The following is a 26,455-nucleotide window of genomic DNA, read 5'->3' as shown; positions in this document are numbered from 1 at the left end:
AATATACAAAACACAATACCATTGACTAATATTTAATCGTAATGATAATAAAAAACACAACATATAGTTCATCTTTCTCTAAATATTGTAACAGTATCAGTTAGGGTTGACACTCATTAAGGTTGATATATTTGAGTAAAAAAGATCTATTAAATTAATATAGTGATAATTGTTAAGAAATACGGTCAAATTTGCCTTTTTTTGTTGGTTTTACCGTGAGAGGAAAAGAATAATGAAGGATTTATTACCAGATTTATGTGATTACTATGCACAAGATATTCGTTTTTTACCGTTAATATTACGTGATTATGGTCGTAATACGCCATTCTGGGGACAAATAGTGACATTGCGCTGTTTTGAAGATAACAGTTTAGTGCGTGATTTATTATCAACAGACGGCAGTGGTAAAGTCTTGTTTATTGATGGTAATGGTAGTTGTCGTCGCGCATTATTTGGTGATCAATTAGCACTATTAGCTATCAAAAATAATTGGCAAGGGATCATTGTTAATGGTGCGATTAGAGATGTTGCAACCTTGGCACAATTAGCGTTAGGTGTTAAAGCGTTAGCGGCGTGTCCTATCAAAACAGATAAGCGTCAAATGGGGGAACATAATGTTGTATTGAGTATTGTGGATACTTTAATTTATCCCAATGATTATATTTATGCCGATTTAAATGGCATTGTGTTGAGTACGACAGAGTTAGATTTGAGTGTATTAGAAACTGAATCCTAATCCTAATTCAATGATTTTTTCAAGTTCAGCATAATCAACGGTTGCCCTGACATTTACTTTTTGTGATACATCATATTGGCTACTCAGTTCTAGCCCTAATGTGGTGTGATTATTAATGGTGTCTGATGTAATGGCACTATTAATACTGATTCGTGGTGATACGGAATATTTAACCCCAGACGTTAAGCCACTTGATGCTGGTTGATCGTTGGTACTGGTGGTTAAATGGGTGCTGACATACAGTTGCGTATTGTCTGTGACTGAATAAGCGTAGCCGCTGTCTATTTGCCATACATCAAAACGTTGTTGGCGTGATTGTGATGATAAAAACCACCCAGATGTGAGTTTTTCACCCCCATTATAAGTTAGGTTGGTTTCTATTATTGCGGCTGCTGATGCTGTTGGCATGTTGAACACGATAAGTAATCCCACAATACTTATGTAATATTTAATCATGCTCACTCCCATCACATCGACATTATTCTAAATCATAGGTCATATTACGTTGAGAGTAAGTGTTATAAGTAATAAATATTCATTAGGTAGCGTATTGTATGAGCGTTGCCACAACTTAGGCGTAATATCGTCTTATATTACAATTGTTCATTATCATTGTGGTTTGTTGATATTAATATGGAGCCGATGACGAGCATGATAAGGAAAAACATCAGGATACAATTCTTGGCTTATATTATTTTGTAAATGTTGCCAATAACTGGCTTCAAACAAATCTTGATGTAACTCATTAAACAATGTTTTTACTTTAGGATTGATCAATAAAAAAGTGCGAAACTCTTCTGGGAAAACATCATTAATCCCAACGCTATACCAAGGTTCAGCGGCCATTTCATCTTCAGGGTAACGTGGTTCTGGAATGGTACGAAAATTCATTTCATTCATATACGTAATTTCGTCATAATCATAAAATACTACGCGTTTATGACGGGTAACCCCAAAGTTCTTAAAGAGCATATCTCCTGGAAATATATTGGCGGCGGCTAATTGTTTAATCGCGTTGCCATATTCATTTACCGCGTAACGTAAATCGGCATCATTGGCGGTTTCAATGTAGATATTAAATGGGATCATCCGCCGTTCCATATAAAGGTGTTCAATAATCACATCATCATCGGTAACAGTAACAATTGATGGAGCGATGGTTAATAACTCATGAATTAATTCGTCGCTAAATCGGTGGCGAGGAAAACTGAAATGACGGTATTCTTGCGTGTCCGCCATTCTGCCGACGCGATCATGCTCTTTTACCAGTTGATATTTTTGTTTAACAACGTGAGGGCTAATGTCTTTTTGTGGTGCAAATTTATCTTTAATTATTTTAAATACAAAATCATAAGAAGGCAGAGTGAAGACTGACATCACCATGCCTTTGATGCCCGGTGCGATAATAAACTGGTCGTCTGAGTGTGCTAAATGATCTAAAAATTGGCGATAAAATTCTGTTTTCCCATGCTTTTGGCAGCCAATTGCCGTATAGAGTTCGGCTAAATTTTTATTGGGTAGAAGTTGGGCTAAAAACCGCACTAAGGCAGCAGGTGCGGGACTATAAACCATAAAATAAGAACGGGCGAAGCCAAAAATAACACTGACATCATTAACGTTACAGATACCCGCATCCAGTAATAACTGTCCCTTATGATTGAGTATGGGGAGCACTAAAGGCAATGACTCACCGTTTGCAAAAGTCAGTTTTCCAACCAGATAAGCGGCTTTATTACGATAAAAAGGTTCGCGAATTTGCTCTAAGGTTAATTGTTGATCAAGCTTATCACCTAGTTCTGCTGCTAAGTGGGTAACCAATAATTGAATATCACGCTGCTTATCATTCCAATTAAGTGTAAACGGTTGATCATCAAGCATTCTTTCTATCATTGCCGCTACTGTTGTTTGGACACGATAATGACGGGTTAATGTGCTTGGGTAAGTTGGAATGCGGTGCTGTTGTGAGCTATGAACAAAGATATTATCGCGGTTGATATTACGGTGTTTAAAGATACGGCAATAGACTGAATTAAAAAAACTTTCAGCAATATCATAACGTGGGTAATCAACCAATAAATTCTGATAAGCCTGTTTTACGGCGGTTAAACAAATCTGATTAGCATATTGGCCACCAAGCATAATTTGAATTTGGTTAGTGACTAACTCAACATGATGATCATAAAAACTGATGCGGGTTTTTAATGCTTGGTGTACTTGTGACCATTGTTGGTGTTCAAAACGTTGTTGCGCTTCGGCAGTGACGTCAAGAAAGCGGCCAAACATGGCGTCAGAGCCTTGTAAAATAGTATGTGCTATTAGTGACTCCATGGCTGCACTCATCAGTTTATCCTTAAATGATGACAATATTATGGTTCGTTATTTATTTACTATGCAACGCTCTGTAGTGGACTGCAAATATTATTGTTGTTTTTTTGAGCATTAAACGGCTTAAGATAGCAGAATGCGATAACGTAATTATTATGTGATAATTGTAAAAACTTTATTGACTCTATATTGTTATTCATGCAATCGTAAGGTAACAGTATGTAAATAGAGATGACAATAATGGTAAATCTATCCCGTATCACTATTACCACAACCACGATTATGACCATTACCGGTGTTGGTGCGGGCTGATATGTGCAGAATTACAACAAGCCCGCAACTCATAAAGAGCTGCGGGTTTTTTTTTAATTTAAATTCATCAATTGAGTAATATTTGTCGACAGGCAAGTAGTTCAGGATAGTCACTCGGGAGTAGGGAATGCGAGTATTTAAATTTGGCGGATCGTCACTAGCAGATGCAGAGCGATTTTTAAGAGCAGCAGATATTATTGCCAGTAATGCCAAACAAGGTGAAGTTGCGGTGGTGTTATCAGCACCGGGTAAGGTTACGAATAATTTGGTTGCTGTGATTGAAAGTGCGGTAACTACAGGCGTTGCTACTCAGCAAATAGCGACATTAGAAACCGTTTTTAATGATCTTTTTAATGGACTTAAAGCACTTGAACCTGCTTTTGATCAACCATTATTAATGGCTAAATTAGCAACGACTATTGAGCAATTACAGCAATATGTTCATGGAATTAGATTGTTAGGATTATGCCCTGATAACGTGTACGCCAAAGTGATCAGTAAAGGTGAGCGGTTATCGATTGCAACAATGAAATCATTATTAGAAGCTAAAGGTCAGGCGGCAAGTTTGATTGATCCGATACAGTATTTACATGCTGACGGTGATTACCTTGAAGCGCATGTTGATATTGAAGTTTCAACACAGCATTTTCTTAATAACCCACTACCCGCGGGTCACGTTTGTATTATGCCGGGCTTTACTGCGGGTAACGCTCAAGGTGAGTTAGTGACTTTAGGTCGTAATGGTTCTGACTATTCAGCGGCAGTGTTAGCGGCTTGTTTACGGGCCGATTGTTGTGAAATTTGGACTGATGTTGATGGTGTTTATAGCTGTGATCCGCGTTTAGTGCCTGATGCTCGCTTATTGAAATCATTAAGCTATCAAGAAGCGATGGAGCTCTCTTATTTTGGCGCGTCAGTATTACATCCGAAAACCATTGCTCCGATCGCTCAATTTCAAATCCCGTGTTTAATTAAAAACAGTTTTAATCCTCAAGGTGCAGGTACGCTCATTGGTCAAGATACAGGTGAAGATCAGCTCGATATTAAAGGCATTACTACTTTAAAAGATTTGACCATGGTTAACGTTTCCGGTCCGGGAATGAAAGGCATGGTTGGCATGGCTGCGCGTGTGTTTGGCGCGATGTCGACGGCGGGCGTGTCCGTCGTTCTGATCACACAATCCTCATCTGAATATAGCATTAGTTTTTGTATTGAAACGGCCGATAAGATTGTGGCAAAAAAAGCGTTAATTGCCAGTTTTGAACTTGAATTAAAAGAAGGTTTATTAGAACCAGTTGAGTTCAGTGATGATTTATCGATTGTAACGTTAGTCGGTGATGGTATGCGAACGTCACACGGTGTGGCATCGCGATTCTTTACGGCATTAGCGGAAGTCGATGTCAATATTGTGGCGATTGCACAAGGTTCTTCTGAACGCGCTATTTCTGCGGTTATTCCTCAAAATAAAGTATCAGAAGCGGTTAAAGCCTGTCATGAGAATTTATTCAATAGCCAACATACGTTAGATGTGTTTGTTGTCGGTGTTGGTGGCGTAGGGGGTGAATTGATTGATCAAATTCACCGCCAGCAACAAAAATTAGCTCAAAAAGGGATTGTGATCCGTGTTTGTGGTATGGCGAACAGTAAAGGGTTATTACTTAACAGTAATGGTTTTGTATTGGATAGCTGGCGTGATTTGATGGGGGCGGTTAATGAGCCATTGCAATTACAACGCATGGTTGAGTTAGTGCGCCATAACCATATTATTAATCCGGTTATTATTGATTGTACGTCTGATCAAACCATTGCTGAGCAATATGCTGATTATCTAGCAGCGGGTTTCCACGTTATTACACCGAATAAAAAAGCCAATACTGCCAGCATGGCGTACTACCAACAATTGCGTCAAGCTGCGCGAGTGGGTCATCGTAAATTTATGTATGACACCACGGTTGGTGCAGGTTTGCCTGTGATTGAAAATCTGCAAAACTTGCTGGCTGCGGGTGATGAGCTAATGCGTTTCTCGGGTATTTTATCGGGCTCTTTATCTTATATTTTCGGTAAGTTAGATGATGGCATGAGTTTCAGTGAAGCGACCACGGTAGCGCGTAATAATGGCTTTACTGAGCCTGATGCGCGAGATGATCTTTCTGGTATGGATGTTGCGCGTAAGCTACTGATTTTAGCTCGTGAAGCCGGATTAGAATTAGAGCTTGACGATGTGGTGGTAGAACAAGCATTACCACCAGGTTTTGATGCTTCGGGTTCTGTTGATGAATTTATGGCTCGTTTACCCGAAGCGGACGCGTATTTCTCTGAGCTGGCTGCGACTGCGGCAAAAGAAGATAAAGTATTACGTTATGTGGGTGAGATTGAGAATGGCAATTGTAATGTCAAAATCGTTGCAGTTAATCCTGATGATCCGATGTTTAAAATCAAAGACGGTGAAAACGCATTAGCCTTTTATAGTCGTTATTATCAACCAATCCCATTGGTATTAAGGGGTTATGGTGCAGGTACTGAAGTGACAGCGGCCGGTGTGTTTGCTGATCTAATGCGTACTTTAGGTTGGAAGCGAGGTATATAACATGAGTGTTGTTGTTTATGCGCCAGCATCTATTGGTAATGTCAGTGTTGGTTTTGATGTGTTAGGTGCTGCAGTTTCTCCTATTGATGGTTCGTTATTAGGGGATCGGGTTGAAGTTGCAGCGGGAACGTCGGCATTTAGTTTGCGATGTATCGGCGCTTTTGTGGATAAGTTACCGCCACAAGCACAAGACAATATTGTGTATCGCTGTTGGCAAGTGTTTGCTCGTGAATTGGATTATAAAGGTATTACGTTATTGCCAGTGGCTGTCACATTAGAAAAGAACATGCCGATTGGTTCTGGCTTAGGTTCAAGTGCATGTTCCATTGTGGCGGCGCTTGATGCTTTAAATCAATATCATCAACAACCATTAACCAGTAATGAATTGCTGACCTTAATGGGGGAGATGGAAGGTGAAGTTTCTGGCAGTGTCCATTACGATAATGTTGCGCCTTGCTTTCTCGGTGGGTTGCAATTTATGGTCCAAGAAATGGATATTATCAGCCAAGAGATCCCTTGTTTTGATGATTGGTATTGGGTGATGGCATATCCGGGGATTAAAGTGCCGACCGCAGAAGCGCGGGCAATTTTACCTGCTCAATATCGTCGCCAAGATGTGATTGCACATGGACGTTATCTGGGGGGGTTTATCCATGCTTGCCACTCACAACAACCCTTGTTAGCCGCCAAAATGATCCATGATGTTGTGGCTGAGCCTTATCGTGAAAAGTTATTACCACGTTTTAATCAAGCTCGAAAATATGCGCTAGAAGCGGGTGCGATTGCGAGTGGTATCTCAGGTTCTGGACCAACGATGTTTAGTGTTTGTACTAATCTTGAGGTCGCACAGCGGTTAGCTAAATGGTTGGCCGATAATTATATTCAAAATGATCAAGGATTTGTGCATGTTTGTCAGCTAGATAAACAAGGTGCAAAAGTCACAGGGAGTACATTATAGCGATGAAGTTATATAATTTGAAACAACACCAACAGCAAGTGTCATTTGGTCAGGCAGTGCGCCAAGGTTTAGGTCGTCAACAAGGGTTATTTTTTCCAGCACAATTACCACAACTGGGTGACATTGATGCGTTGCTCGCGATGGATTTTGTGAGCCGCAGCAGCAAGATTTTATCGGCATTGATTGGCGAAGAGCTAAGCTGCGAAACTGTGACTCAAATGGTTGATAGTGCGTTTCAGTTTCCTGCGCCAATTAAACAGGTTAAATCTGGTGTGTATGCATTGGAACTGTTTCATGGTCCGACATTAGCTTTTAAAGACTTTGGTGGCCGTTTTATGGCGCAATCTTTAGCGGCGGTAACCGATAGTGACGGTAACATTACCATTCTAACGGCAACCTCTGGTGATACAGGCGCTGCGGTTGCTCATGCTTTTTATGGTATGGATAATATTCAAGTGGTGATTTTGTACCCCAAAGGTAAAATCAGCCCACTGCAAGAAAAGCTATTTTGTACATTAGGTCATAACATTACCACTGTGGCGGTGAATGGTACTTTTGATGATTGTCAGGCATTGGTAAAACAAGCTTTTGATGATGCAGCGTTACGGGCTGATATTGGTTTAAATTCCGCAAACTCAATTAATATTAGTCGTCTAATGGCACAAATTTGTTATTACTTTGAGGCGGTCTCACAATTATCAAAAGCAGAGCGTGAACAACTCGTTATTTCCGTACCTAGTGGTAATTTTGGTAATTTAACTGCGGGTCTATTAGCTAAATCATTAGGTTTACCGGTTAAACGCTTTATTGCGGCGACGAATGTTAATGATACGGTTCCGCGTTATTTACAAACCGGAGAGTGGACACCAAAGGCGACCGTTGCCACGATTTCAAATGCGATGGACGTTAGTCAGCCCAATAACTGGCCCCGTATTGAAGAGTTATGTCAGCTTAAAGGGTGGGGATTAGACGAGCTAGGCTATGGCATGGTTGATGACCAACAAACGGCGGTGACATTAAAGCAAATGTATGCCGATGGTTATTTGTGTGAGCCACATGGTGCGATTGCTTATCATGTTTTAGAGCAACAATTAACAGAAGGTGAAACGGGTCTGTTCTTGTGTACCGCGCATCCGGCAAAGTTTAAAGACGTGGTTGATGACATTCTTGGTACTGATCTGCCATTGCCTGCGCCACTCGCTAAACATAATGCATTGCCGCTATTATCTTTAGATGCTGCTAATGATTTTACTGCAATTAAGGCAATTTTATATTCAGCTCAACCTAGTGTATAAATATATTTAAATAAAAAAGCGACAAAAAAGGAGCCATAGGCTCCTTTTTTATTACAGCATCTTGCTCAAATCAAGACACTTACACTAGGCTGAAAATTATAGGCTGCTAGTGAAAGTACGAGCGATAACGTCTTGCTGTTGTTCTGTTGTTAGCGAGTTGAAACGTACAGCGTAACCCGATACACGGATTGTTAGCTGTGGGTATTTTTCTGGGTGTGCAGCAGCATCTTGTAGTGTTTCACGCTTAAGAACGTTAACGTTTAAGTGTTGACCACCTTCGATCTTAGTTGGTGCTTCGATAGCTAGTTCACGGTACTCAATGTCACCAAGATCTGCTTGTGCGATAATTTGGTCAGCATCGTAGCTGCCAGGTGCACAAACACAACGCGCTTCATTAGACTCGCTATCTAGGATCCAGATTGAGTTTAGTAGATCATCGTTTGCTGCTTTAGTAATTTGAATACCAGTAATCATAACTTTTCTCCAAGAAAATTGTTGTTAATTTATTCGTTTTTGTAGTGAGCTACATATTATATAACCTTCAATGCACTTTTGTGTATTGATGTAGATCAAGTTACAACGAAAAACCTTAAATATAATAAGGCTGTTTTATTGAGCTAGGTCAATCTAACTGCATTTTACTGGGGAATCAACTAAAAATATCAAATTTAAAAAATAAGTTGAATGTTATTTTGTTGTAAAATAACAACATTATAGTATGTGTTTATATGTTATTGGTGAATAAAGTGTCACTTTTTGTGAGTTTATATGTTAAATATCGCCAGTATTATTGGTGTTGTTAATATGTTGGTTGGCGGTTATTTTAGGACGTTATTATGAAACTAATTGGTGCACATGTGTCGGCAGCTGGTGGTGTGTTCAATGCCCCTTCAAATGCTAAGGCTATTGGTGCAAATGCATTCGCATTGTTTACTAAGAATCAACGCCAGTGGCAGGCGAAGCCATTAGAGGTTGATACTATTTTGGCATTTAAAACGCGCTGTCAGCAGTTGGGCTTTGATGCTAAATCTATTTTACCGCATGACTCTTACCTGATTAATTTAGGTGCGCCAGAGGCGGAAAAATTACAAAAATCACGCCTAGCTTTTGTCGATGAAATGCAACGTTGTCAGCAACTAGGATTGCATTTATTAAATTTTCATCCAGGTAGTCATTTAAAGAAAATATCAGAAACTGCGTGTTTAACCTTGATTGCTGAATCCATTAATTTAGCCCATCAACAAGTTGATGATGTGGTGGCGGTTATTGAAAACACAGCGGGTCAGGGATCTAATTTAGGTTGGCGTTTTGAGCATTTAGCTGAAATTATTTCACAAGTTGATGATAAATCACGTATTGGTGTTTGTATCGACACTTGTCATACTTTTGCCGCAGGGTATGACTTACGAACAATGGCCGCAACAGAGGCTACTTTTTCTGAATTTGATCAAGTAGTTGGAATGCAATACTTGCGAGGGATGCATTTAAATGATTCCAAAGGTGACTTAGGTAGCCATTTAGATCGCCATCATAGTTTGGGTGAAGGAAATATAGGTTGGGATTGTTTTCGATTCTTAATGCAAGATCGTCGATTTAATAATATTCCGTTGATATTAGAAACGATTAACCCCGATATTTGGCAGCATGAAATTGCTACTTTACGTGGTTTTGAAATAGAGAATTAAGTAATGACAGCAAGTTGGCAAGTATTTATAGAGCAGCAACAACAATTACCGTACTTTAAAGCAATTGAGCAAGCTGTGGCAACCGCTCGTGCAGAAGGTAAAATTGTTTTTCCTCCTCAACGTGACGTACTTAATGCATTTTTTAGTACGCCATTAATGGAGACTAAAGTGGTGATTTTAGGTCAAGATCCTTATCACGGACCACATCAAGCTCATGGACTTAGTTTTTCGGTCTTACCGGGTATTAAAACGCCACCATCATTAGCTAATATGTATAAGGAATTAGCGAGTGATATCAAAGATTTTACTATTCCTGACCATGGCTATTTACAACCGTGGGCACAGCAAGGCGTCTTATTGTTAAATACGGTATTAACGGTTGAACAAGGACATGCACATTCTCATGCAAAAATAGGCTGGGAGATATTTACAGATAATGCGATTGAGTATCTTGAACAGCATACACAAGGGGTGATTTTTTTATTGTGGGGCGCACATGCTCAGAAAAAAGGTAAGAAAATTGACCTTGAACGACATCATGTACTAACGTCTGCTCATCCATCTCCATTGTCTGCTTATCGTGGTTTTTTTGGTTGTAAGCACTTTTCAGAGACCAATGCATTATTGATCTCGATGAATAGAGCACCTATCGACTGGCAATTATAATTAAGAGTAGTAAGCATCCTTCTTAGGAATAAAATGGCCAGTATCAATGCTGGCCATTTTAAAAGTATGTTTAAAAATCAAAATCATCGCTATTGAAACTACCGCACATGTCCATATCTTGTAGCTCTCGACGTAGTCTTTGACGATCTTTCAATGCTTCAATTTCACGCCATTTTCGTTTTTCTGGTTTAGCTCGAGAGCGACGAGAAATAGTATCTATTGTCATCATTTCATCAAATGCAAAGCTATCCATAAAGCACCCATCCCTACTTTTCGCTTGATGTAAGCGATTTGAGTATTTATTACCATAGAACGACTCATAATAAAATTGAACAGTTTCTCATTTGTTATAAAAGTATGAATTTTTTGTGTGCTTAATATCACAATTGTTGATTGAGAGATTAAAAAAGAAACCAGGATTAGTGTTAAATAGAGTCTTTATCGTTTTAGATATCAGTATTTAGTTAAAAAGGTTAATTATCTAAATTTAATTAATTTTTAAAGGATAATAATCAGTGAATTTTTTTAGTTGTAAGTTTTGTAACTCACTGTAAAAATAATGATAATTATATGATTATTATTTTAATAACAGTTTTGTACCTTATGGCTAAAATTATGCGTTAAAGTTTATAAGGTTGAAATAAATACCTGTAACGTATTGTTGCCATGTTTAGCAATATTTTTTGTTGTATTAATCTCGGTATTAATAAGGGCTTTGTATCATTAATTATCGATTTTTAAGGTGTAAATGTGATCAGTCAGATTAATTTTATCAACGATTTGTTGTGGGGATCGGTATTAATATATTTGCTGATTGGTATTGGTCTTTATTTCACTTACCGCCTCAACTTTATTCAGTTTCGTTACTTTAAACATATGTTTGCCGTGATGAGAAATAGCCGTAAATCCGATGCATCTGGTATTTCATCTTTTCAAGCGTTATGTACCAGTCTGGCAGCGAGAGTTGGTTCCGGTAATATGGCAGGAGTAGCGGTTGCATTAACACTTGGTGGCCCTGGCGCTATTTTTTGGATGTGGCTTATCGCTATGTTAGGCATGGCGACCGCTTTTGCGGAAAGTGCATTAGCGCAATTGTATAAAATCCGTGATGATGAGGGTAATTATCGTGGTGGGCCTGCCTATTATATGGAGCGAGGCTTAGGTATGCGGTGGATGGGGGTGATATTTTCTATCTGCCTGATCATTGCTTTTGGTTTGGTTTTTAATGCGGTACAAGCAAATTCGATTAGCCAAGCAACGTATGTCGCTTTTGGTTGGCAACCTCATTATATCGGTTTTGGCTTAGTGGTATTAACCGGCCTTATTATTTTTGGTGGCATGCGCACGATTGCCCGCACGGCTGAAATTTTAGTACCAACAATGGCATTATGTTATCTGGCATTAGCTCTATTTATTATGCTCAATAATATTGAACAGTTACCGCATATTTTAATGCTTATTTTTCGAAGTGCGTTTGGGTTTGAAGAGGCGGCTTCTGGTGCCTTGGGGTATACCATTGCTCAAGGAATGATTAATGGTTTAAAAAGGGGATTATTTTCTAATGAAGCTGGCATGGGATCGGCTCCCAATGCTGCGGCATCAGCAACGCCTTATCCTCCTCATCCTGCGTCACAAGGTTATGTGCAAATGTTAGGGGTATTTATAGATACCATTGTTATTTGTTCTGCGACAGTTGCGATTATTTTAATGTCTGGTGAATATGAACCACATAGTAGTATCACCGGGATTGAATTAACCCAAAAAGCAATCAGTTCTCAAGTCGGTGATTGGGGTGGGATTTTTATTGCGATCGCCATTTTCTTTTTTTCATTCACGTCACTTATTGCAAACTATTCTTATGCTGAAACCAATCTGATTTTTTTAAAGCATAATCATAAATTAAGTGTGAATATATTTCGAATTATCGTGTTGTGTATGGTGATGTTTGGCGCGATGGCTGACTTACCAACCGTGTGGGCGATGGCTGATATATCAATGGCAATGATGGCAATGATTAACTTAGCGGCAATCGTACTTCTTTCTGGAACGGTGGTTAAGTTGGCTCAGGATTATAATAAGCAACTGGGATTAGGTAAAATACCGATATTTGATTGTCATGAATATCCAGAATTACATGCTCAGTTAGATGCTGGTGTTTGGGATCAAACATCACCCTTGGCAGTTAAACCTAGTGTGCATTAACGGTTATTATATCTATTAGTGAAATAGTAATAACCACGGCAGTTATGCGTGGTTTTTGCAATTGATGGTGGTAGTCTAAAGCTGTCAGACTTTAAAGGAAAAAGCCTTATGTTAATCGTGGTATCACCAGCAAAAACACTGGATTATAGTTCTCCATTAGCAACAACAACCCATACGTTACCTGAATTGATCTCTGATTCAGCTGAATTGATTGATGTGTGCCGTGAGCTGACACCGATGGATATTGCGAGCTTAATGAAGGTCAGTGATAAAATCGCCGGATTAAATGCCGCTCGTTTTGCTGAATGGCAGCCACAGTTCACTGTTGATAATGCTCGCCAAGCAATTTTAGCATTTAAAGGTGATGTCTATACGGGTTTAGCCGCTGAAACCATGACTGAAGCTCAGTTTTCTTATACACAACAGCATTTAAGAATGTTATCGGGGCTTTATGGTGTGTTACGGCCGCTGGATTTGATGCAGCCATACCGTTTAGAAATGGGCACCCGTTTAGCTAATCCTCGTGGCAGTAATTTATATCAATTTTGGGGTGATATTGTTACCGATAAACTTAACATTGCGGTTGCTGAACAAGGCGATGATATTGTAGTTAATTTGGCATCCAATGAATATTTTAAAGCGGTTAAGCCTAAAAAACTCAATGCGCAATTAATTACCCCTGTTTTTAAAGACTGTAAAAATGGCACCTATAAAGTGATCAGTTTTTACGCTAAAAGAGCCCGTGGAATGATGGCCCGTTATATTTTAGATAATCAATTAACGTCTATCGCCCAATTACAACAGTTTGATAGTGCTGGCTATTATTTTGTTGCTGGTGAATCAACATCGACTGAGTTGGTTTTTAAACGAGAACAGCAATAATTAATACCGTAATGTTTATTGTAATACTAAAAAAAGGCCAACGTATTAAACGTTGGCCTTTTTTTTATAGGTGCTTTTTAGATGCGAAAATTATGATTTAGCTTGGCTTTTTTTCGCCGCTTGTTTGATTTTCTTTTTCGCTTTCGCTTCTTTTACTTTCTTATCAACTTTTTTCTTTTTCTTTGCTGTATTTGATTTCTTTGTTTTTGGACGTAGGCCATGAATAAAACGCTCAGGCACATCTTCTTGCATGTAACGGCTAATACGTTCCATCATGCCTTGGTCATGCGCTTCAACTAACGCTATTGCGGTGCCTTTTTTTCCAGCACGAGCAGTACGACCAATTCGGTGTAAATACACTTCAGCTGTACGTGGCATGTCGAAGTTAATCACATGGCTAATATCGGGTAAGTCAATACCACGCGCTGCAACGTCGGTAGCAATTAATACGTTTACCACACCATCACGGAAACGGGTGATCATGTTAGTACGCGCAGCCTGTGCCATTTCACCTTGAATCCAGTTACAAGGGATGCCCATTGCGTCTAATTGACCGCGAAGGATACCTAGGCGCTCACGTGTTTTCACAAAAATGATGGTACGTTCAGCTTGCTCGGTAATGATATTCGAAAGTAGAGCAAGTTTGTGATTCATGTCATCACAACGAAGGTACATCTGTTGAATCTTTTTGCGTTCGCGACGAGATGGATCGGCATTCACTTCAAGTGGTTCATTCAGAATTGTTTCTGAGAATTCACGTACGCCTTTGCCTTCTAGGGTTGCTGAGAATAATAAGCTCTGACGACGCCAGCGACATTCATGATTGATGCGCTCAACGATCTTACCAAAGCCCATATCCAACATACGGTCAGCTTCATCAAGAATAAGGCACTCAATTGCGCGGCAATCAAATTTCTCAGACTCAATGTATTCCATTAAACGACCAGGTGTTGCTACGACGATATCTTGCGTTTTGCCCAGTAGCTCAGCATGTTCATCGTAAGAAATACCACCAGTAATGGTAAATACTTTTAAGTTAGTGTACTTAGAAAGCGCTTTTGCGTGATCAGCAACTTGAATCGCTAACTCACGGGTTGGCGTTAAGATTAATACACGTGCAGGCCCCGGCTTTTTGCGTGGAAAATCCTGCAAGTGCTGAATCATTGGAAGCAGAAACGCAGCTGTTTTTCCGGTCCCTGTTGGTGCAGAAGCCATGACATCTTTACCGTCAAGGGCATGAGGGATAGCCTGCGCTTGAACTACGGTTGGGCGGTTATAGCCGATCTCGTCAATCGCTCGTAATAGCTCGCTATCTAACTCTAATTCGGAAAAGTCTTTCACCAGTTATCTCTCCCAAGACAAATGCTAAATATGCTCTCGTTACGGTGCTTGTGCAATATAACCAGAACATGGGTATTTATATTAAGGGGCGGCATTATAGCCACTCTTGGCGTAAGTAACACCGATTAAAACATAAAAACTTCAGATAATACTTAATATTCGTTATTGTTTGATTATATTTTATGCGGTGGCAGATTACATTTTTAAGTAAAAATCTTTAGTAAGTCTAATAAAATCAGACGAGTAAGTATTCTTAGTATGAATGAAAAGCTGCTGTTGCTTAGTAATAGAACAATTTTTAGTTAATTCGATTAATATGCGCATTACGGGTTTGTGCTCTGTGGTATGAACATCACAGCGACGGCGGCAGTATAACCCGTAAGTCGGTGCTTGGGTGATCAATTGTTGGCCTTCATAAGCGGGTAAAATAATATTGGCATTGCCCATTGGCGTTAATAAATAACGAATAGTCTCAAGCAGTTGTTGATGGCTTAAATTATCGGTATGACGTGCTGTTGCTCGATGCTGCTGTTGTGCTTGTTGACCCGCGTTAAAGTAAGGGGGATTACAGATAATACTATTTATTGTGGCTGGTGGAATATGCTGACACCACTGGGTTATGTCATCTTCTATACATTGCAGTCGTGATGACCATGGTGATAATGCAAAGTTAGCTGTTGCCGCTGTTACTGCTGTTGAGTCTAATTCAATAGCCGTAATGGTTGTGGTCAGTGTTCGCTGTGCCGTCATTAATGCTAATAAGCCACTCCCAGTACCAATATCAACAATATGTCCTTGCTGCGGAAGATCTGCCCATGCTCCTAATAATACGCCATCGGTACTGATAGGCATGCCGCAGCCATGATCATTAATGGTGAATTGTTTAAAGTTAAAACTGCGACTCATTATTGTTTTCCTTGGTTTAGACTTGTTATTAGGTTGATAAAACAAACAAAAATATATAAAACGAATGTTATACAACCAAAATAAAATTAATGGCTGCTATTTTGTTAAAATTCTGTTTTTGTAGCAGCATTTAAGTGTTATATCTTTTTTGTAAGTATGGCTATTTTGCTTAGTGTTGGTTTTTTATTTTGTTTTGGTTTTTTATAACAGTGATTGATTCTGGTTATAATGCTTTCAAACTGGATTATATGGTGTTTTGGGCTGCTCTATTGCTAAGATTACTCTTTTTGGTCATTATGCTGTAAGGCACGCAATTAATAGCAATATATAACCCGTGCTACTTATTATAAAAAATGCAGACACAATATATAACCCATTAGAGACTGGAAGGTGCAGTTTGAAAAAAACGCTCAAAATAACAGATATCATTGCGCTTGGTTTTATGACTTTTGCGTTCTTCCTTGGTGCAGGTAACATCATTTTTCCACCGTTAGCAGGACAGCTTGCGGGTGAAAATATGTTACCCGCAATGTCCGGATTTTTGGTGACTGCGGTAGGTTTACCTTTAATTGGTATTATCGCCGTTGCTATTGCGGGTGGTGGTTGGGCGGGATTAACCCGTGATTTACCGTCAAAAGTTGCAACCGTCATGGCTGTTTTGATTTTTATCATTATTGGTCCAGCGTTCGCCGCTCCTCGTACTGGTCTTGTTGCCTATGAAATGGCCGTTAAACCTTTTATTACCGATGCAAGTCAAACCAGCTTAACTATTTTTTCTATCCTCTTTTTTGCTGTAGCGCTGTTCTTTGCTTGGTCTCGCGGTAAATTAATCGACATGATTGGTAAGTTTTTAACACCCGCTTTATTTGTGGTGTTAACGGTGTTGGCGATCGCGGTTTTTGTTAACCCTCAAGGAACCATTGTTGCCGCTCAAGGTGATTATGTTACTCAAGCGTTTACGACAGGTTTCCTTGAAGGTTATAACACCATGGATACCTTTGCTGCATTGATGTTCGGTATGCTGATTGTGGATGTTATTCGTAGTAAAGGTATTACAGATGATAAAACTACTTGTACTTATCTTATCTATGCGGGTTTGATTGCTGCTACTGGTTTGGCTTTTGTTTACGTATCATTATTTTATCTTGGTGCAACCAGTGCGGGGATTGCTGCTGGGGTGGGTAATGGCGGTGCGATATTAACCACTTATGTGATGGCGCTGTTTGGACCTACTGGACAGATTATTTTATCAGCAATTGTATTGTTAGCATGTTTAACGACGGCGATTGGCTTAATCAGTGCGTGTGCCGATTATTTTAGTACGCTAACCCCCATGTCTTATAAGAAATGGGCAGTATTATTAGCAGTAGTGTGTGCCGTTGTTGCTAATGTTGGTTTAAATATGCTGATTACGTTATCAGTACCAGTATTGTTTGCATTATATCCGGTTGCTATTGCATTAGTGGCATTAACGCTTATTCGTAAGTGGTTGCCTAATCCATGTTTGGCATACCGAGTTGTACTATTAGTCTCATTTGTTTTTAGTATGATTGATGTTGCTAAGTATCTGAAATTTGATATGTCATTGTTTAGTTCATTACCGCTATTTAATTACGGCATGGCATGGGTCTTACCAACGCTAATTGCTTTAATTATTACTCGTTTCGTTGGTGGTAATCAGCCGAATGATGATGATAAAAATAGTGTTAAAATATAATAGTTGTTTGATTTGACAAATTAAAAAAGGGATGCGCTGGCATCCCTTTTCTATAAATAGAATAATATCAATTATAATAGTTGAGCATATTCAAGCATGATTTGTTCACACCACTTCTCAATACGAGCATCACTTAATTCATACTGGCTGTCTTCATCTAACGCGAGACCGACAAAAAATTCTTTATCTGCGGTTAATGCTTTTGATGCTTGAAATTGATAGCTGTCATCATTAGGCCAATAACCAATAAATTGGACCCCTGTAGCACTAAGCTGATCATGCAACATACCCATCGCATCTAAAAACCATTCGGTATAGCCTTCTTGATCACCTAAACCAAATAGAGCGACTGTTTTTTGTTGTAATTGTAAGCCATCAAGTTGTTGCCATACCGCTTCCCAGTCTTCTTGAATTTCACCAAAGTCCCAAGTTGAAATGCCTAAAATTAACATATCATACTGGTTCATTTCAGCTAATGGCGTATGTTTAATATTGTGTAATTCAATAATATCAGCGCCGAGACATTCACGAATTTTTTCTGCTGCTATTTCGGTATAACAGGTTGTTGAGCCATAAAACAAACCAATTTTCATGCTGTGTATCCTACGTTTTTATTTTTAATCAAAGTGTACTCGTTATTGATCGCCAAGCTCAAGGTTAGCATGGGCTTGAAAGTCATAATATTCGATTGGATACATGGATAACGAGGTTACTTTTAAGGTTAAATATCCTATTATGCGCTGAGCACTGTGTTTTTATCCATGTATTTAAACCGTCTTATGACACAGCTTATGATGAGGTAAAAATGGTAACCGACGATGTTATTATTGAGCGCTTTCTTGATGCGATGTGGATGGAACGAGGATTATCTGATAATACTCTCGCCTCTTATCGTAATGATTTAAAAAAACTACAACAATGGATGCAACAACAGACGATTGTTGTCTCTCAAGCATCTGTAGATGATTTACAACGTTATCAATTATGGTTGTTTGACCAAAACTATAAGCAAACATCACGCGCTCGCATGGTGTCGGCTATTCGACGTTTATTCCAATATTTGTATCGTGAAAAAGTACGGATTGATGATCCTAGTGCGATGTTAGTAACGCCTAAGTTGCCAAAAAGATTGCCAAAAGATCTTAGTGAAGCGCAAGTAGATGCATTATTAGAAGCGCCAGATGTTAATGATCCACTTGAACTTCGTGATAAAGCGATGTTGGAATTATTATATGCCACTGGGCTACGTGTAACTGAATTAGTCACCTTAACCATGGATAAAGTTAGCTTACGCCAAGGGGTGGTAAGAGTTACGGGTAAAGGTGATAAAGAACGTTTAGTACCAATGGGGGAAAATGCGGTTGATTGGATTGAGCAGTTTATTGAAACCGGACGGCCAGTGTTATTGGGCGAGAAAAGTTCGGATGTATTGTTTCCAAGTCGACGCGCACGTCAAATGACACGTCAAACATTTTGGCATCGAATTAAATATTATGCGGTATTAGCCGGTATTGATGCTGATACGTTATCACCCCATGTTATGCGCCATGCTTTTGCAACCCATCTGTTAAATTATGGTGCTGATTTACGCGTGGTACAAATGTTGCTTGGTCATAGTGATCTTTCTACTACCCAAATTTATACCCATGTTGCAACAGAAAGATTGAAACAATTGCACCAAAGCCACCACCCTCGTGCATAATTATGAGATATTATTAATTAAAATTAACGATAATATTTGTATTTAGGAATACTTCATTTATGCTGCGAAGATAAAAATAATAGCGTAATTGAAATTATATCGTCGATATCTCGGTCTGTAGTTATACCGAGGTTGTCATCATTATAAAAGGGATAACAAGATGCATTTTATTCATCGCACCATGCTAGCCACTGCTGTTGCACTTACCGCTTTTTCTGCGGTAGCCAAGCCTGATGTAACGGCTATTACCAAGCAATTGTCAACCATTGGTTTAACACCAAGTTCAATTACGGCATCGCCAATGGCGGGTATAAATGAAGTGGTGACTGAACGTGGTGTTATTTATACCTCTGATGACGGCCAATATTTTTTAGCAGGTCATTTGTACCAAAATACAGGTGCTGAGCCAGTGAACTTAACTGAGCAAAAAATGGCGCAGTTAAATAAAGCTAAATTAGCCGGTATGGATAAAGACATGATTGTTTATCCTGCTAAAAATGAAAAGTATGTTGTTACTGTGTTTACCGATACCAGCTGTGGTTACTGCCGTAAATTGCATAATGAAATGCAAGGCTATAACGATGCGGGCATTACAGTACGTTACTTAGCTTTCCCTCGTGGTGGTGAGCGTTCAAGTAATTTCAATCAAATGAGTGCAATTTGGGGAGCCAAAGATCGTGTTAAAGCAATGCATGATGCGAAGAGCGGCACGTTTGATGAATCAAAAATCACCCCGCGTCCTGATTTAGTGATGGAGCAATATCAGTTAGGTGTTGCGATGGGTGTTAATGGTACGCCAGCGATAGTGCTAGAAGATGGCACTATGATTCCAGGTTACCAACCGCCAGCGGCGTTACTGCAATTATTGGATAGCAAAGCGAAAAGCTAATCACGACCATTTATCAACATCGGTCATCGTGTATAAAAGCCTGATATTATTATCAGGCTTTTTTGTTGGCGGTGATTTGGTTAAGATGAAAAGATAATCATTCCACAAAAGAAGCCGTTACTATGATAGAAATTAAGCGTCGTCCTGTTGTCGATCCTCAAGGCTTCTCGAATGAGATCCCTGCTATTTTACAACGTATTTATGCTAGCCGTGGTATCACTAATGATGCTGAACTTGAACGCGGCGCGAAAGGATTACTTAATTATAATCAGCTTTATGGTATGGCTGATGCTGTAACACTATTAGTTACCGCACTTACCAATAATACTCGCATTATTATTGTGGGTGATTTTGATGCCGATGGCGCCACCAGTTCTGCGTTATCGGTACTGGCATTGAAAATGTTGGGTTGTCGTAATGTTGATTATCTGGTGCCGAATCGATTTGATGATGGCTATGGTTTAAGCCCAGAAGTGGCGCAACAAGCGATTGATCGTGGTGCAGAACTTATCATGACGGTCGATAACGGTGTCTCGTCTATTGATGGTGTTGCAGCCGCAAAAGCGCAAGGAGTACAAGTGTTGGTAACCGACCATCACTTGCCCGGGGATTGTTTACCTGCCGCCGATGCGATGGTCAATCCTAACCTTGATCAATGTGGTTTTCCCTCAAAAGCATTATGTGGGGTTGGGGTCGCGTTTTATTTGATGCTGGCTTTACGAGCAGAACTGCGTAATAACGGTTGGTTTGAACAACAAGCATTGGCTGTGCCTAATTTAGCTGAACTGCTTGATTTAGTGGCACTGGGTACGGTTGCTGATGTGGTGGCTTTAGATGGTAATAACCGCATTCTCGTCCATCAAGGTTTACAACGTATTCGTGCTGGTAAATGCCGCCCTGGTATTCAAGCATTAATCGAAGTTGCCAATCGCGATCCTGCTCGATTAGTCGCGAGCGATCTTGGCTTTGCTTTAGGTCCTCGAATTAATGCCGCCGGGCGGTTAGATGACATGTCGTTTGGGGTGGAATTGTTGTTATGTGACAATATTCAAGCCGCTCGGCGGATGGCAACAGAGCTTGATGCACTTAACCAAACCCGCAAAGAAATAGAACAAGGGATGAAAGAAGAAGGTCTCGCTATTTGTGAACGGTTACAGTTTAATCAGCAGGATATGCCTTATGGCTTAGTGCTGTTTCAACGTGATTGGCACCAAGGGGTGATCGGTATTTTAGCCTCGCGGATCAAAGATAAATATCACCGTCCTGTGATTGCTTTTGCTGATGCGGGTAATGGTGAAATTAAAGGATCGTGTCGCTCTATTGTCGGATTACACATGCGCGATGTGTTAGATGTGGTTGATACACAACATTCTGGTATGATTTTAAAATTTGGTGGTCACGCGATGGCGGCTGGATTGACCATCCCTGAGTCTCAATTGGACGCCTTTAGTCTCGCTTTTGATGCCGCAGTACGTAAAGTGTTAGATGAAGATGCATTGCAAGGTGTATTACTCAGTGATGGTGAACTACAACCCCATGAACTAACGCTTGATACCGCTGAAATATTACGCGCTGGTGGACCGTGGGGACAACAATTTCCAGAACCGACGTTTGATGGCTCGTTTCGATTATTGCACCAAAAATTGGTGGCAGGAAAGCATCTTAAAATGATGGTTGAGCCCTTGGCGGGGGGGAGTATTATTGATGCGATTGCGTTTAATGTTGATCTAAAACGTTGGCCTGATGCTTCCGTACAACAGATTGAATTAGTTTATCGCCTCGATGTAAATGAATTTCGCGGTAATCGTAGCGTGCAATTGATGGTTGAACATTTAACAGCAAAATAAAGTTAGTGTGCTTTGTGAAAGGATTGTGGTGAAGATCTTGGCGTTGACAGCCTAGATTGTCACCATATTTGGATTAATTTTCTGATAACCTTTCTCTCCCCCTGTATATTCTATCTACAATTCGATAGAATCTTGCTGTTATATCTATTTCGGTAATGAAGTGTGGCGATGTTCGAAATTAATCCTATTAAAAACCGACTTGAGGATGTGTCAGCACGAACTGACATCCTTAGGGGGTACCTTTGACTATGATGCTAAAAAAGAGCGTCTAGAAGAGGTAAATGCAGAGCTAGAGCAATCAGATGTATGGAGTGAACCTGAACGCGCACAAGCGTTAGGTAAAGAACGTGCAGCACTGGAAGCGGTAGTCGAAACCATTGATCTATTAGACCAAGGCGTTGAAGATGTCGCTGGCCTACTTGAGTTAGCGGTTGAAGAAGACGATCAAGAAACCTTTGATGAGATTGAACCTGAGTTAGCTGAGCTTGAAGCTAAGTTAGCTAAGTTAGAATTTCGTCGTATGTTTTCTGGCGATCATGATAGTTCTGATTGCTATCTTGATCTTCAATCGGGTTCTGGTGGTACTGAAGCACAAGATTGGACATCAATGATGCTCCGCATGTATTTGCGTTGGGCTGATGCCAAAGGCTTTAAGAGTGAGATCATTGAAATCTCTGCTGGTGATGTTGCCGGTCTTAAATCTGTTACAGTCCGTATTAGCGGTGAGTATGCTTATGGCTGGTTACGTACCGAAACAGGTGTTCACCGTTTAGTGCGTAAATCACCGTTTGACTCAGGCGGTCGTCGTCATACTTCGTTCGGGTCAGCCTTTGTGTATCCAGAAATTGATGACAATATCGTTATTGATATCAATCCTTCTGATTTACGTATTGACGTATACCGTGCATCAGGTGCGGGTGGTCAACACGTAAACACCACTGAATCTGCGGTACGTATTACACACTTACCAACAAACCTTGTTGTACAGTGCCAGAACGATCGCTCTCAGCATAAGAACAAAGATCAAGCAATGAAGCAATTAAAAGCGAAATTGTTTGAATATGAAATGCAGAAGCAAAATGCTGAAAAGCAAGCCAGTGAAGATACCAAATCTGACATTGGTTGGGGCAGTCAAATCCGTTCTTATGTATTGGATGACTCCCGCATAAAAGATTTACGTACTGGGGTGGAGAATCGAAACACCCAAGCAGTATTGGACGGTGATTTAGACCGTTTTATTGAAGCTAGCTTGAAATCAGGTCTTTAACCGAATTTCAGTAAAATTTTAAGGGATACCCCATGACTGACCAAGTACAAGATGAGAATAAACTGATTGCTGAGCGTCGTGCTAAATTAGACATGATCCGCAAAAATTGCAAAGCAAATGGCCACCCAAATGATTTCCGTCGTGATAGCTTAGCGGCTGATTTAGAAGCAAAATACGGTGAGATGACCAAGGAAGAGCTTGAACAAGCCGGTCATGTATATGCAATCGCTGGCCGTGTTATGGCTAAGCGTGGTCCTTTCCTTGCTATTCAAGATGTATCTGGCCGTATTCAAGCTTATGCATCTAAAGATGTTCAGAAAGAACTAAAAGAAAAATATTCTGGTCTAGATATCGGTGACATCATCGGTGTTAAAGGGGCGCTACACAAATCGGGTAAAGGCGATCTTTACATCGAGATGGATAACTATGAGCTGCTTACTAAAGCATTGCGTCCATTGCCAGAAAAGTTCCATGGTTTAACTGACCAAGAAATGCGTTACCGCCAACGTTATGTTGATCTGATTGTAAATGATGATTCTCGTCGTGCATTTATCATCCGTTCAAAAGTAGTTTCAGCGATCCGTAATTTCATGGTAACTAAAAACTTCATGGAAGTTGAAACACCAATGATGCACGTGATCCCTGGTGGTGCAACAGCACGTCCATTTGTAACACATCATAATGCATTAGACATCGACATGTACTTACGTGTTGCGCCTGAGCTTTACCTTAAGCGTTTAGTGGTTGGTGGTTTTGAGCGTGTGTTCGAAATTAACCGTAACTTCCGTAACGAAGGTCTATCTCCACGTCATAACCCAGAATTCACTATGATGGAATTCTACATGGCGTATGCTGATTACCATGATTTGATGGATCTTACTGAAGAAATGCTAAGCAGCGTTGCGATTGACGTTCTAGGCTCTTCAAAAATGCCTTACGGTGAGTTTGAAGTTGAATTTGCAGGTCCTTACGCGCGTATTAGCATGTTAGATGCGATCAAAAAATACAACCCAGAGCACGCAGAAATTCAAGCATTAACTTACGAAGGTGTTGCTGATCGTGAGCTAATGATTAAGATTGCAAAATCTGTACATGTTGAAGTTGAAAGCTTCTGGACATGTGGTCAGCTACTAGAAGAGATCTTTGGCGAAACTGCTGAAACTCAACTAATGCAACCAACATTCATTACTGAATACCCAGCAGATATTTCACCACTTGCTCGTCGTAACGATGAAAATCCATTCATTACTGACCGTTTTGAATTCTTCATCGGTGGCCGTGAAGTAGCGAATGGTTTCTCTGAGCTTAACGATGCTCAAGACCAAGACCAACGCTTTAAAGCACAAGTTAATGCTAAAGATGCAGGTGATGATGAAGCAATGTACTATGACGCAGACTACATTACTGCGCTAGAGCATGGTTTACCACCAACAGCGGGTCAAGGTATCGGTATTGACCGTTTAGTAATGCTATTTACTAACACACATACAATTCGTGACGTTATTTTGTTCCCGGCAATGCGCCCACAACTAAATAATTAATCGCGTTGTTATATAAAAAAACCATCGCCTAGTGCGATGGTTTTTTTTTGTCTCGAAAAAAGAGTCAAAAAAGCGACAAATGTCAGCTTTCTGGATAATAATATGAGTAACATCAACAGATTATATTAGCTTAATTACATTATACTAAACAAGTTGCATTTGTTCGTATATTATTAATAAAGCAATTGTTACACGCCATAAGAGAGATAATTGCGTTATTAATGGAGGGATGAATGACAATTGGGATGGTCAAAAAAACGCAGACGGTTATTTCAAATACCTTAGTTATTTTTGGCGGTAATAATCAAAATTGGTTACCCTCAATGGAAAGCGCAGGTTGGTTATGCCATCGTTGTTATGATTTACGAACAGCAGAATCATTGCTGTTAGAAATCGGTCCTTGTATTGGTGTTGTTGATTTAAGCCATGATGATTTTAGTATTCATAGTTTTTCAGCCATGGTAAACCGTAATAAACAAGTCCGTTGGATTGCGATTGTGCGTGATGAGCAACTAGCTAATGAAGCGATAGGGCAATTTATCGTTAATTTTTGTCTTGATTATTTTTCGGTTCCTATTCCATCAGATCGATTATTACAAACGATTGGTCATCAGATTGGTATGCTTAATTTAGAGCGTAAGGTGTGGCCACAATTAGGTAATTTTGGTCAACAAGGCTTACAAGGCTCAACGACGGTCATGAAAAAATTACGTGATCAAGTTAAGCGAATCGCATTAAGTGATGTTTCCGTTGTTATCAGTGGTGAAATCGGTACGGGGAAAATATTAGTGGCAGATGCTGTTTTTCAAGCGTCAGCGCGTGCGAAACAACAGGTCGTACGGGTTAATTGTGAAACCATGACCGCTGATTGGATAATCGAGACGGAACACGGGGCTCAATCTGTTTTTGAAGCGGCTAATAATGGGGTGTTAGTGCTTGAAGAGTTTACTGCATTAACGGATGCTTGCCAGCAAGCACTGTATCAGGTGTTGGTTGATGGCAGTTATTGTGACCCTAAAGGTAAGACTATTGTTGTTGATATGCGAATTATTTCAATAACCCATCATTCGCTTGATAATCTGGTGACATTAGCAACGTTACGACGTGAGTTATATTTCCGCTTAAATGTTGTATCTCTAACCGTACCGCCATTACGTGAACGCAGTGACGATATTATTTTATTAGCTGAGTTTTTATTATTAAAATATGCCCGTCAATATAATAGCGTTGCAAAATCGTTATCGGAACAAGCTCAAGCAATGTTATTACAGTATCCATGGCCGGGGAATGTGCGGGAACTTATTTGCCAAATCAAGCGGGCTGTTTTATTAGCTGAAAATAAATGTATTGAAGCGGATCAGTTAGATATTCCTCGCTTAATTGACGATAAATTAAGTTTGAAAAAAGTACGTGAAGAATCTGAACGTAATGCATTATTAACGGTGTTAGAGAATAATAAAGGTCAAATATCAGCGGCTGCGCGAGAATTGGGGGTATCGAGAGCAACGATGTATCGGTTGTTAAACAAACATCAGTTAATTCCACCGCCACGTTGTTTTCGTCAAAGCCATGCATGAGTTATTGGATAGAACTTTTA

Annotated in this window: 22 protein-coding genes; 15 read left to right on the top strand and 7 right to left on the bottom strand. The window is 39.8% G+C overall.

Going from position 1 to position 26,455, the window contains the following annotated elements:
* Positions 1-232 precede the first annotated feature (232 nt).
* Positions 233-736, top strand: a complete 504-nt coding sequence (locus C9J51_RS11460) for a putative 4-hydroxy-4-methyl-2-oxoglutarate aldolase (RefSeq protein ID WP_045036029.1) — start codon at positions 233-235, stop codon at positions 734-736.
* Here the strand turns inward: C9J51_RS11460 and C9J51_RS11455 are convergent.
* Positions 719-1,192 carry a hypothetical protein gene (locus C9J51_RS11455; protein ID WP_052667838.1) on the bottom strand — a complete coding sequence of 158 codons (474 nt, stop codon included), beginning with the start codon at positions 1,190-1,192 and terminating at the stop codon, positions 719-721. The two genes, C9J51_RS11460 and C9J51_RS11455, sit on opposite strands and share 18 nt — an antisense overlap.
* A 153-nt stretch (positions 1,193-1,345) precedes the next feature.
* Complete coding sequence (gene aceK, locus C9J51_RS11450) at positions 1,346-3,076, bottom strand: bifunctional isocitrate dehydrogenase kinase/phosphatase (protein WP_107237156.1); 1,731 nt, start codon at positions 3,074-3,076, stop codon at positions 1,346-1,348.
* Between the two features lie 424 nt (positions 3,077-3,500).
* Here aceK and thrA point away from each other — a divergent pair, with 424 nt between their 5' ends.
* Genes thrA through thrC form a run of 3 tightly spaced genes read left to right on the top strand, consistent with a single transcriptional unit; the run spans position 3,501 to position 8,213 of the window.
* Positions 3,501-5,960: a bifunctional aspartate kinase/homoserine dehydrogenase I gene (thrA, locus tag C9J51_RS11445; RefSeq protein WP_045039505.1), complete on the top strand. Its 2,460-nt coding sequence runs from the start codon at positions 3,501-3,503 to the stop codon at positions 5,958-5,960.
* A 1-nt stretch (position 5,961) separates the two neighbouring features.
* Positions 5,962-6,918, top strand: a complete 957-nt coding sequence (gene thrB / locus C9J51_RS11440; RefSeq protein WP_045039506.1) for a homoserine kinase — start codon at positions 5,962-5,964, stop codon at positions 6,916-6,918.
* Positions 6,919-6,920: 2 nt separating this feature from the next.
* On the top strand, positions 6,921-8,213 hold the full coding sequence (gene thrC, locus C9J51_RS11435; RefSeq protein WP_045036033.1) for a threonine synthase: 1,293 nt from the start codon (positions 6,921-6,923) through the stop codon (positions 8,211-8,213).
* Positions 8,214-8,309: 96 nt separating this feature from the next.
* On the opposite strand, the gene grcA is transcribed toward thrC, so the two are convergent.
* Positions 8,310-8,687 (bottom strand): autonomous glycyl radical cofactor GrcA, encoded by a 378-nt coding sequence (gene grcA, locus C9J51_RS11430; RefSeq protein WP_045039507.1) that lies wholly within the window; start codon positions 8,685-8,687, stop codon positions 8,310-8,312.
* A gap of 362 nt (positions 8,688-9,049) precedes the next feature.
* On the opposite strand from grcA, the gene nfo reads away from it, so the two are divergent.
* The gene (nfo, locus tag C9J51_RS11425) at positions 9,050-9,898 is read left to right on the top strand and encodes a deoxyribonuclease IV (protein ID WP_045036035.1); all 849 of its coding nucleotides are present in this window, start codon (positions 9,050-9,052) and stop codon (positions 9,896-9,898) included.
* 3 nt (positions 9,899-9,901) lie between these two features.
* On the top strand, positions 9,902-10,564 hold the full coding sequence (gene ung, locus C9J51_RS11420; RefSeq protein ID WP_045036036.1) for a uracil-DNA glycosylase: 663 nt from the start codon (positions 9,902-9,904) through the stop codon (positions 10,562-10,564).
* A 70-nt stretch (positions 10,565-10,634) separates the two neighbouring features.
* Here the strand turns inward: ung and C9J51_RS11415 are convergent, their stop codons facing one another.
* Positions 10,635-10,817: a DUF3545 family protein gene (locus C9J51_RS11415; protein ID WP_045036037.1), complete on the bottom strand. Its 183-nt coding sequence runs from the start codon at positions 10,815-10,817 to the stop codon at positions 10,635-10,637.
* A gap of 497 nt (positions 10,818-11,314) precedes the next feature.
* On the opposite strand from C9J51_RS11415, the gene C9J51_RS11410 reads away from it, so the two are divergent.
* Both C9J51_RS11410 and yaaA read left to right on the top strand, forming a co-directional pair.
* A complete protein-coding gene (locus C9J51_RS11410; RefSeq protein WP_107275101.1) occupies positions 11,315-12,766 on the top strand; it encodes an alanine/glycine:cation symporter family protein in 1,452 nt (483 codons plus the stop codon).
* A 108-nt stretch (positions 12,767-12,874) separates the two neighbouring features.
* Complete coding sequence (gene yaaA, locus C9J51_RS11405) at positions 12,875-13,648, top strand: peroxide stress protein YaaA (RefSeq protein ID WP_045039539.1); 774 nt, start codon at positions 12,875-12,877, stop codon at positions 13,646-13,648.
* A gap of 90 nt (positions 13,649-13,738) precedes the next feature.
* On the opposite strand, the gene srmB is transcribed toward yaaA, so the two are convergent.
* Together srmB and C9J51_RS11395 are read right to left on the bottom strand one after the other, a co-directional pair.
* The gene (gene srmB / locus C9J51_RS11400; protein WP_045039508.1) at positions 13,739-14,989 is read right to left on the bottom strand and encodes an ATP-dependent RNA helicase SrmB; all 1,251 of its coding nucleotides are present in this window, start codon (positions 14,987-14,989) and stop codon (positions 13,739-13,741) included.
* 195 nt (positions 14,990-15,184) lie between these two features.
* Complete coding sequence (locus C9J51_RS11395) at positions 15,185-15,895, bottom strand: tRNA1(Val) (adenine(37)-N6)-methyltransferase (RefSeq protein ID WP_045039509.1); 711 nt, start codon at positions 15,893-15,895, stop codon at positions 15,185-15,187.
* Between the two features lie 397 nt (positions 15,896-16,292).
* Between C9J51_RS11395 and brnQ the strand changes: the two genes are divergently transcribed.
* Positions 16,293-17,612 carry a branched-chain amino acid transport system II carrier protein gene (brnQ, locus tag C9J51_RS11390; protein WP_045036041.1) on the top strand — a complete coding sequence of 440 codons (1,320 nt, stop codon included), beginning with the start codon at positions 16,293-16,295 and terminating at the stop codon, positions 17,610-17,612.
* Positions 17,613-17,683: 71 nt separating this feature from the next.
* Here the strand turns inward: brnQ and fldB are convergent, their stop codons facing one another.
* The gene (fldB, locus tag C9J51_RS11385) at positions 17,684-18,205 is read right to left on the bottom strand and encodes a flavodoxin FldB (RefSeq protein ID WP_107275099.1); all 522 of its coding nucleotides are present in this window, start codon (positions 18,203-18,205) and stop codon (positions 17,684-17,686) included.
* Positions 18,206-18,417: 212 nt separating this feature from the next.
* Here fldB and xerD point away from each other — a divergent pair, with 212 nt between their 5' ends.
* The 6 genes from xerD to C9J51_RS11355 all read left to right on the top strand — a co-directional run bounded on the left by xerD (position 18,418) and on the right by C9J51_RS11355 (position 26,435).
* On the top strand, positions 18,418-19,314 hold the full coding sequence (xerD, locus tag C9J51_RS11380; RefSeq protein ID WP_045036043.1) for a site-specific tyrosine recombinase XerD: 897 nt from the start codon (positions 18,418-18,420) through the stop codon (positions 19,312-19,314).
* Positions 19,315-19,474: 160 nt separating this feature from the next.
* Positions 19,475-20,203, top strand: a complete 729-nt coding sequence (dsbC, locus tag C9J51_RS11375; protein ID WP_045039510.1) for a bifunctional protein-disulfide isomerase/oxidoreductase DsbC — start codon at positions 19,475-19,477, stop codon at positions 20,201-20,203.
* A gap of 122 nt (positions 20,204-20,325) precedes the next feature.
* Positions 20,326-22,050: a single-stranded-DNA-specific exonuclease RecJ gene (gene recJ, locus C9J51_RS11370; protein WP_045039511.1), complete on the top strand. Its 1,725-nt coding sequence runs from the start codon at positions 20,326-20,328 to the stop codon at positions 22,048-22,050.
* Between the two features lie 168 nt (positions 22,051-22,218).
* Positions 22,219-23,317, top strand: a protein-coding gene (gene prfB / locus C9J51_RS11365; protein ID WP_107180391.1) for a peptide chain release factor 2 whose coding sequence is annotated in 2 segments (ribosomal slippage) — positions 22,219-22,293 and positions 22,295-23,317 — 1,098 coding nt in all. Because the reading frame shifts where the segments join, the coding sequence is not laid out codon by codon here.
* 32 nt (positions 23,318-23,349) lie between these two features.
* Positions 23,350-24,858 carry a lysine--tRNA ligase gene (gene lysS, locus C9J51_RS11360; RefSeq protein WP_045036045.1) on the top strand — a complete coding sequence of 503 codons (1,509 nt, stop codon included), beginning with the start codon at positions 23,350-23,352 and terminating at the stop codon, positions 24,856-24,858.
* A gap of 233 nt (positions 24,859-25,091) precedes the next feature.
* Positions 25,092-26,435 carry a sigma-54-dependent transcriptional regulator gene (locus C9J51_RS11355; protein WP_244907470.1) on the top strand — a complete coding sequence of 448 codons (1,344 nt, stop codon included), beginning with the start codon at positions 25,092-25,094 and terminating at the stop codon, positions 26,433-26,435.
* Positions 26,436-26,455: the final 20 nt, after the last annotated feature.

Source organism: Photobacterium iliopiscarium (genome assembly GCF_003026395.1).
Classification (GTDB): Bacteria; Pseudomonadota; Gammaproteobacteria; order Enterobacterales; family Vibrionaceae; genus Photobacterium; species Photobacterium iliopiscarium.
The sequence above is the reverse complement of the archived record's forward strand: the minus strand, read 5'-3'. Positions and strand labels throughout refer to the sequence as shown.

What these genes read in the sequence shown, in the direction of transcription:
- lysS (WP_045036045.1), top strand. Translation starts at nt 23,350, where the DNA reads ATGACTGACCAAGTACAAGATGAGAATAAACTGATTGCTGAGCGTCGT.
- C9J51_RS11395 (WP_045039509.1), bottom strand. Translation starts at nt 15,895, where the DNA reads ATGAGTCGCAGTTTTAACTTTAAACAATTCACCATTAATGATCATGGC.
- recJ (WP_045039511.1), top strand. Translation starts at nt 20,326, where the DNA reads ATGATAGAAATTAAGCGTCGTCCTGTTGTCGATCCTCAAGGCTTCTCG.
- C9J51_RS11455 (WP_052667838.1), bottom strand. Translation starts at nt 1,192, where the DNA reads ATGATTAAATATTACATAAGTATTGTGGGATTACTTATCGTGTTCAAC.
- yaaA (WP_045039539.1), top strand. Translation starts at nt 12,875, where the DNA reads ATGTTAATCGTGGTATCACCAGCAAAAACACTGGATTATAGTTCTCCA.
- thrC (WP_045036033.1), top strand. Translation starts at nt 6,921, where the DNA reads ATGAAGTTATATAATTTGAAACAACACCAACAGCAAGTGTCATTTGGT.
- C9J51_RS11460 (WP_045036029.1), top strand. Translation starts at nt 233, where the DNA reads ATGAAGGATTTATTACCAGATTTATGTGATTACTATGCACAAGATATT.
- C9J51_RS11355 (WP_244907470.1), top strand. Translation starts at nt 25,092, where the DNA reads ATGACAATTGGGATGGTCAAAAAAACGCAGACGGTTATTTCAAATACC.
- nfo (WP_045036035.1), top strand. Translation starts at nt 9,050, where the DNA reads ATGAAACTAATTGGTGCACATGTGTCGGCAGCTGGTGGTGTGTTCAAT.
- ung (WP_045036036.1), top strand. Translation starts at nt 9,902, where the DNA reads ATGACAGCAAGTTGGCAAGTATTTATAGAGCAGCAACAACAATTACCG.
- C9J51_RS11415 (WP_045036037.1), bottom strand. Translation starts at nt 10,817, where the DNA reads ATGGATAGCTTTGCATTTGATGAAATGATGACAATAGATACTATTTCT.
- thrA (WP_045039505.1), top strand. Translation starts at nt 3,501, where the DNA reads ATGCGAGTATTTAAATTTGGCGGATCGTCACTAGCAGATGCAGAGCGA.
- fldB (WP_107275099.1), bottom strand. Translation starts at nt 18,205, where the DNA reads ATGAAAATTGGTTTGTTTTATGGCTCAACAACCTGTTATACCGAAATA.
- xerD (WP_045036043.1), top strand. Translation starts at nt 18,418, where the DNA reads ATGGTAACCGACGATGTTATTATTGAGCGCTTTCTTGATGCGATGTGG.
- thrB (WP_045039506.1), top strand. Translation starts at nt 5,962, where the DNA reads ATGAGTGTTGTTGTTTATGCGCCAGCATCTATTGGTAATGTCAGTGTT.
- dsbC (WP_045039510.1), top strand. Translation starts at nt 19,475, where the DNA reads ATGCATTTTATTCATCGCACCATGCTAGCCACTGCTGTTGCACTTACC.
- aceK (WP_107237156.1), bottom strand. Translation starts at nt 3,076, where the DNA reads ATGAGTGCAGCCATGGAGTCACTAATAGCACATACTATTTTACAAGGC.
- grcA (WP_045039507.1), bottom strand. Translation starts at nt 8,687, where the DNA reads ATGATTACTGGTATTCAAATTACTAAAGCAGCAAACGATGATCTACTA.